This is a genomic window from Catenuloplanes japonicus (assembly GCF_000717135.1).
GTDB lineage: Bacteria > Actinomycetota > Actinomycetes > Mycobacteriales > Micromonosporaceae > Catenuloplanes > Catenuloplanes japonicus.
Genome location: NZ_JNXY01000123.1, coordinates 1 through 213, shown reverse-complemented (window position 1 = coordinate 213; position 213 = coordinate 1). Strand labels below are relative to the sequence as shown.

Annotated in this window: 1 protein-coding gene; it reads right to left on the bottom strand. The window is 62.9% G+C overall.

The features are described 5' to 3' along the window. Nucleotides 1-213 (bottom strand): hypothetical protein (locus tag OP04_RS55310; RefSeq protein WP_033346834.1); only part of this gene is annotated, 213 nt, incomplete at both ends.

The following is a 213-nucleotide window of genomic DNA, read 5'->3' as shown; positions in this document are numbered from 1 at the left end:
CATGTCGATCGTGAACTTGTGCACCGGCTGACCGAGACCACTGGCCAGAATCACCGAACGACTGGTCTGCTGACCGCTGATCGTGCTGACCGTGTTCTCGGCCGTGTATCCGACCGGGTTGACCGTGAGCGGAACCGTGTTGACGACGTGACTCTGGACGCGCTCCCGGATGTAGGACGGCACGTCCTCCTGCGGAATCCCCGCCGGGACCTT